5 protein-coding genes are annotated in these 4,677 nt (G+C 48.6%); 4 read left to right on the top strand and 1 reads right to left on the bottom strand.

From position 1 onward, the window contains the following. From Q0X35_RS06000 to Q0X35_RS05985, 4 genes are all read left to right on the top strand, one after another. Positions 1 to 851, top strand: an 851-nt coding sequence (locus tag Q0X35_RS06000) for a PTS transporter subunit EIIC (protein WP_297566524.1), incomplete at its 5' end; no start/stop codon positions are given. A gap of 280 nt (positions 852 to 1,131) precedes the next feature. Beyond that, positions 1,132 to 2,328, top strand: a complete 1,197-nt coding sequence (locus Q0X35_RS05995; protein WP_297566522.1) for an SHIRT domain-containing protein — start codon at positions 1,132 to 1,134, stop codon at positions 2,326 to 2,328. Between the two features lie 124 nt (positions 2,329 to 2,452). Further along, a complete protein-coding gene (locus tag Q0X35_RS05990; protein ID WP_297566518.1) occupies positions 2,453 to 3,406 on the top strand; it encodes an aldo/keto reductase in 954 nt (317 codons plus the stop codon). Beyond that, positions 3,406 to 4,233: a DeoR/GlpR family DNA-binding transcription regulator gene (locus tag Q0X35_RS05985; RefSeq protein WP_297566514.1), complete on the top strand. Its 828-nt coding sequence runs from the start codon at positions 3,406 to 3,408 to the stop codon at positions 4,231 to 4,233. Before Q0X35_RS05990 ends, Q0X35_RS05985 begins: the two co-directional genes overlap by 1 nt. A 38-nt stretch (positions 4,234 to 4,271) precedes the next feature. On the opposite strand, the gene Q0X35_RS05980 is transcribed toward Q0X35_RS05985, so the two are convergent. After that, positions 4,272 to 4,677, bottom strand: a 406-nt coding sequence (locus tag Q0X35_RS05980) for a hypothetical protein (RefSeq protein ID WP_297566511.1), incomplete at its 5' end; no start/stop codon positions are given.

Here is a 4,677-nt window from a genome sequence, read left to right as displayed (position 1 = left end):
TGGTATTCGCCATTTTGATTCCGTTGCTGTATCCGTTCTTGGTGCCTCTCGGTTTGCATTGGCCGTTAAATGCTTTAATGCTTGCCAATATTCAGACCTTGGGTTACGACTTTATTCAAGGACCGATGGGCGCATGGAACTTTGCCTGTTTTGGTGCTACTGCCGGGGTGATGGTAATAGCGATTAGAGATAAAGAAGAAACCATGCGGCAAACGGCAACCGGTGCTTTAGCGGCTGGTTTGCTAGGCGGTATCTCTGAGCCGTCTCTCTACGGTATTCACCTGCGCTACAAGCGGATTTATCCGAGAATGATTGCCGGCTGTTTGGCTGGCGGCATTACTATCGGCGTGTTGTCCATGATTACTGGCACCGCCGGTCTGCAAACGAATGCCTTTGTTTTCACTTCGATTTTGACGATCCCAGTATTCAAGCCAATGTGGATTTACGTGGTGGCTATCGTCTTAGCGTTTATCACCTCCTTCTTGGCTATTCTCATTACCGATTACCGCACTCCTGAGCAGCGTCAAGCAGCTAAGGCCGGTAAAGACTTGGATGCCGTCCAGAGCGAGCCAGAGGTTGTCGTCGTCACGGACGTAGAGACCAACCAGGCGAAACAGTGGATTGAGGCGCTCGGCGGCGAGGATAATATCGAAAATGTTGAGCTGTTAGCTGAAACACGGCTGCGGGTCGCTGTCGCAGATTCCTCGAAGGTCGATGTGGAGGCTTTGCTCAAGGCTGGTTTGCCTGCTGCGATAGAGGTCTCGCCTGGAGTTTGGCATCTTGTTGCCGGGCTAGAGGCTGACCACTTCGAATCTGCTATGCGGCGGCGATTGGCACCGTCCAACGCCTAAAGCACTGATTGCTATCATTGACGCTACACAGCGCTTATCAAATCCGGCGTCTTTGCCTCCACTTTATATAAGATTTCATAAATCTACTTTTGTGTATTTAGTACTTAAATTCATATATTGTATTTTCGATGCATTCTACCTCGGAAAAGGTTTTTAAATACTATTTCGAGATACTGAATTTTCCGTATCCGAAAATCGCATTGTAGAAATTTGTAGAAATAAAGGGTTTTCTAAGATATCTTGAACGAGAGTGTTTTAAATTTCTATAAATGGGGGCTTCATGATTCCACGCTTACCACGGACGGGTACACTTCTTTCCCGTTTTTCCGTCTTTTTACTAGCTGTTCTTCTTATCATGGGATTAAGTGGAGTTAATGCTGCGCCCGCCTCTGCAGCCCCCACAAATGTGCCGATTACTGTAGATAGCGATGCCTATGCAGTAGATAATGCGGGGCAAATCACCAGCGATAATGAGTTCCTCTACGATTCTTCGAAGGGTAATACCGCCACTGATGCCTATCAGATTGCCTATCGAGGTACCCTCGACATGAAAGGTGTTTGGAATAGCTACAATCTCTTTAAGCTGGGGTGGATGTTTAGAAACGGCTTCGATAAAGAACGCTACGCGGCAAAAACTTTCAGTGGTGAGTGGGATATTTCTTTCACTGTCGACCCAACGGTCGTATCTGCAAACCCCGATTTCGTCAGCTGTGCGACTGTGCAGGCTGAAATGGAAAAGCAGAATGCTCCCTCTAAATTCGGCGATATTATGCGATGCGAGACCGCCGCATACGATGCAGGCACCGGGACGTTTACTGCGCATTTTAAATTGCAACACGCAGATGGCGCGAAGGTGACGGGAGGAGATCTTAATAAGAGCGAGTATCAGCCTGCCAAGCTCGTCCTCACTACCCCTAAGAATGCTCTTTACGTACCGCAATCTAAATTTGTGGCTGGTAAAACCTTTGAGATGGTGAATCCTACGGTAAGTGGCACGATGACAATGGATTATTTCTACGCTGGTATGCCATTGCAATTTAAGGACACCGCTGATCCGGTCACATTAACTATGGTTGCCACCAATGATGCCAAGTTTACTTTCGCCAGCCGTGATTCCAATCGCCAGTTACCGGAGGATATTCTTAAACTTACCCCTGCAGCCGTTACGATGCTGCGCCCTGGCGATAAGGTTTCGGCTCCAGAATTAGCACAAACCAGTGTTAAGGAAGACCAAGGTACTTGGAATTTTGAAGGTTGGACTCCTACGGAGGCCACCGTCGATGGAAAGGACCTAAACTTTATTGGGTACTGGAGCTACACTATGAATTCTGCTCCATCTCAGCCTGCGCCTACGCCTAAGCCTGCAGCACAAAAGTTACCGAATACGGGTAGTAATACTGCTGCACTCATATTAATAGCAGGAGTTCTTGCCCTCTGCGGAGTTGGCGGAATATATAAGCGCCGCCGTAACAACTAGGTAGTTAAATATAACTAAATAAAATCGCTTTGCGGGTCTTCCTCTACCTGGGGAAGACCCGCAAAATGTTATAGAAGTTGCTTTTATCTGGTTTGTAGTGCCCAACTCGCCTAATATAGATGTTATGAAGTATAGGCGGTTAGGTGATTCTGGTCTTAGCGTTTCGGTCTTGGGATACGGCGCAAATAATTTAGGGCGCAAAGGTTCCGCTTCGGAAGATATTGCGGGTGCAAAAGAAGTCGTGGATGCTGCTCTGAGCGCGGGTGTGACGTATTTTGATACAGCTAACGTTTACGGTTACGAACCCGGGCTATCGGAGAGGCTGTTGGGCGAAGCACTAGGTAATCGCCGAGACAGCGCCGTGATTGCAACGAAATTTGGATTGCCGCTCGGCGGTGAACCGAAAGAATTAGCGCGGGGATCGCGCCGTTATATTATGAAGCAATGCGAAGCATCTTTGCAGCGGCTCGGCACGGATTGGATTGATCTTTATTACTACCATTCTCCAGATCCGCTGACCCCAATTGCGGAGACGATAGATGCGCTGGATACTTTGGTGGATCAAGGAAAAATTCGTTACTACGGAGTATCTAATACTACGGGCTGGCAATTGGCGGACGCCTGGCATCATTCTCGCCCGGGGCGTTTCGTAGCTACCCAAAATCACTATAATCTTCTCGATCGCCGAGCTGAGCAGGAAATTGTGCCGGCAGCAGCGCATTTCGGTTTAGGCTTGGTGCCTTATTATCCGCTGGCAGCCGGTATCTTGACCGGTAAATATACACAGGGAGTGCCGAAAGATGCTCGCTTGCAGCCGGGAGATCCGAAACTAGCGGCCGTTAATATGGAAGATTTGCGCAGATACCAAGAGTTTTGTGCCGAACGTAATATGCAACAGGCGGATGTGGCAATCGCTTGGTTGGCTGCGCAAGCTCCCGTGGCGTCTATCATTGCCGGTGCTACGCGCCCGGAGCAGATACGTGCCAATGCGCAAGCCGTTGAACTGGAACTGAGTGCAGATGATTTAGCGGCTTTAGATGAGATTTTTCCTCGTCCAGAAAAGGTGGCCTTGTTCTAATGGACGATAAGATTGAAGCTAAGCTCTCCGCTCCGCCCTCAAAACAGGATTTGCGGCGGGATGCCATTACCGAACGCGTCCTAGAAATTGGATCTGTGCGCATAGATACACTGGTGGATGAATTAGATGTATCACGCATGACTGTTCATCGCGATTTAGACGCCTTAGAAGCCCGGGGTGTGCTGCGGAAATCTCGTGGAGTAGTGACGGCAGTCGCTTCGAGTCTATTCGAAGCATCAACTGATTATCGTTTGCGCCAGCAGTCGGCAGAAAAACGCGCGATCGCTAAATTGGCATTTGATTTAATCGAGCCCGGAGAAGCGATCGTGCTAGATGATTCCACAACTGGCTTGAATCTAGCGGAATTATTGCCGCAGAAAGAACCGTTGACGGTTATTACTAACTTTGGGCGTGTGCTCGATATGCTTTATGGCAAAAGAGGCATTTCGCTTATTTCCACGGGTGGAGAGTACTACCAATTGTGCGATGCCTACAAAGGAAATTTAGCGCTTTCGGCTTTGAATCAGCTGAGCGCCGATACGTACTTTATGTCTACTCCGGCCGTCAGCAACGGGGTGTGCTTCCACCAGCAGCCGGAGTTGATTCAAGTTAAGCGAGCTATGTTCCAGTGTGCGAAGAAACGGGTATTAATCGCCGACCATACGAAATTTAGTAAACGGGCCTTGTACTCAATGATGCCGATACATGAATTTGATGTCGTGATTTCCGATTCAAGATTAAGCCGGGAACACGTAACGGAGATTCGGCGCAGTGGCGTGCAACTAATAATTGCAAAGACGCATCCGGGAAAAACTGAAATCAGTTAATCCCGAATGCGTCTGCTTTTGATTCTAAGGAATCGCTATTACAGAGTCGTCAACTTATCGTTGAGAATCTTGTCGGAGAAATTGTTGTATTTCCCAATCTCCCATTCGCCGTTGATCATATCCCAAACTATGGTGTTTAAAAGATCCGCGAATTCTTCATCCAAGATATGGTGATCGGTCCAGATAAGATCTACCACATTTGTATCAACTTTCGACCACATCCGCTTCAACATGGCAGTTGCGCGGCGCGACCATTGTGGATACTTCTCATCGGGTTCCCAAACCGGGCCGTCACCATTTCCTTCTGCCCAGCCGCGCTCCCGCGTACACAGGGCAGCTTCTTGGTCATAAGCGGACCAGCCGCGCATCGGAATTACGAATGCGCAGGGCCCCTTAGAACCATTCAAAGTGTCGGCGAGAAAATCGGAGAGTTCGATAATTTCC

The organism is uncultured Arcanobacterium sp., assembly GCF_947253055.1.
Lineage (GTDB): Bacteria > Actinomycetota > Actinomycetes > Actinomycetales > Actinomycetaceae > Arcanobacterium_A.
The sequence above is the reverse complement of the archived record's forward strand: the minus strand, read 5'-3'. Positions and strand labels throughout refer to the sequence as shown.